The sequence below is a fragment of the Microbacterium sp. B24 genome (assembly GCF_000333415.1).
Classification (GTDB): Bacteria; Actinomycetota; Actinomycetes; order Actinomycetales; family Microbacteriaceae; genus Microbacterium.
The window spans coordinates 1-1,820 of sequence record NZ_BADB01000180.1 but is presented as its reverse complement, the minus strand read 5'-3'; the positions used below and the strand labels follow the sequence as shown (position 1 = coordinate 1,820).

At 74.9% G+C, this 1,820-nt stretch carries 1 protein-coding gene; it reads left to right on the top strand.

The annotated features are described in order from the left end of the window. A partial coding sequence (locus I5I_RS04590; protein ID WP_036316968.1) for a hypothetical protein occupies window positions 1-1,798 on the top strand: 1,798 nt, incomplete at its 5' end. Window positions 1,799-1,820: the final 22 nt, after the last annotated feature.

Sequence of the window (1,820 nt, the reverse complement as noted above, 5' to 3'; positions counted from 1 at the left end):
CGCGATCGTCTCTCCGGTTCCCGTCCTCACGCCCGAGCTGTATGCGCTCGCACGGCGCGCCGCCGACCGCGCGGCGGGCTCGGCCAGCGACATCCTGCGGCTCGTCATCCCCAAGCGGATGGTGCGGGCCGAGAAAGCGTGGCTGGCGGCACAGGCACCGGCATCCGCCGACGAGATCGCCCCCTCAGCGCCCCCGGTGTCGGGGGATGCCGAGGACTGGGCCGACACCGTGCTGGCGCCCTACCCGGGGTTGGCCGACGCGGTCGCGGCGGGGGAGCGGCTGGCGGTCGATGCTCCACCGCACCCCAGCGCATCACTGACCGTCGGAGCCTGGGCGGAACTGCTCGCCGCCATCGCCGTCCGCCAGCTGGCGGCCGGTCGCAGCACGGTGATCGTGGTGCCCGACCACCGCGACGAGGAGCAGGTGCTCGCCGTGCTGGGCGTGTGGCTGTCCGACGATGCGGTGGTCCGCGACGATGCCCGGCGCTCCGGACCCGAGCGGTACGCGGGCTATCTCCGGCTGCGCACGCCGCGCCCGTGCATCGTCGTCGGCAACCGGTCGACCGTGTACGCACCGGCGCACGACACCGCCTGCGTGATCGTCTGGGACGACGGCGACTCGCTGCTCGCCGAGCCGCTCAGCCCCGGCGTCCACGCCCGCGACGCCGCCCTGATCCGTCAGGAGCTGGAAGGCTCGTCGCTGGTGTTCGCGGGGCACACCCGGACGACCGACGTCGAGCGGCTGGTGCAGCTGGGGTGGGTGCGGCAGCTGGCGGCGGCACGGCGCACGAGTCCGACGGTGGTGCTCTCGGCGACACGGGAGGGCGAGTCGCACGGAGCCCGCGTGCCCTCGAGCGCCTTCGCGGCCGCTCGAGACGGGCTGCGTGAGGGACCCGTGCTCGTGCAGGTCGCGCGGCCCGGGTACGCCCCGGTACTCGTGTGCGCCGAGTGTCGCACGCCCGCGCGCTGCCGCCACTGCACGGGCCCGCTGCGTGCCCGCCGCCCCGGAGCGACACCGGACTGCGGGTGGTGCGGCAGATCGGACCCCACGTGGACATGCGTGCAGTGCGGCGCGGCGAAGCTCCGGATGGCATCGTCGGGCAGCGAGCGCACCGCCGACGAGCTCGGTCGAGCCTTCCCGAACACGCGGGTCATCGTCGCCGACGGTGCGCATCCCGTCACCGAGGTGGACGCGAGACCCGCCCTGGTCATCGCGACGCGCGGCGCCGAACCGCACGCTCGCGGCGGCTACCGGGCCGTCATCCTGCTCGACGGCGATCGCATGCTGCTCGCCGAGCAGTTGCGCATCGGTGAATCGGCCCTGCGCTGGTGGTCGAACGCGGCGGCCCTCGCGGCACCCGGCGCACCCGTGCACCTGGTCGGCGTCGCAGGTCCCGTCGCACGCGCGCTCGCGACCTGGACGCAGGCCGCATACGCCCGTGCCGAGCTGGCCGACCGTGGACCCCTCGCGATGCCGCCGGTGGTGCGTGTCGCCGCCGTCGAGGGCACACCCGCCGCCGTCGAGGCCGCCCTGAAGGAGCTGCGGGTCGCGGTGCCCGCCCTGGGCGCGACCGCCGGCGCCGTCCTCGGCCCGGTGCCGCTTCCGGACGATCTGGTGCGCGCCCTGGTCCGTTTCGATTACGCGCACGGCAGGAACGTCGCCGACAGCCTCCGTGCCTCCGTCGTCGCCGAGGCCCTTCGCGGCCGACGGACTGCTCGACGCAGCCCGGGCCGGAGCGGCTCGGGCAATCGCACTACACTGCGGGTGCGGCTCGACGTCCCCGAACTGGATCTCTGACCTCGCCCCGCCGCCATCGCCT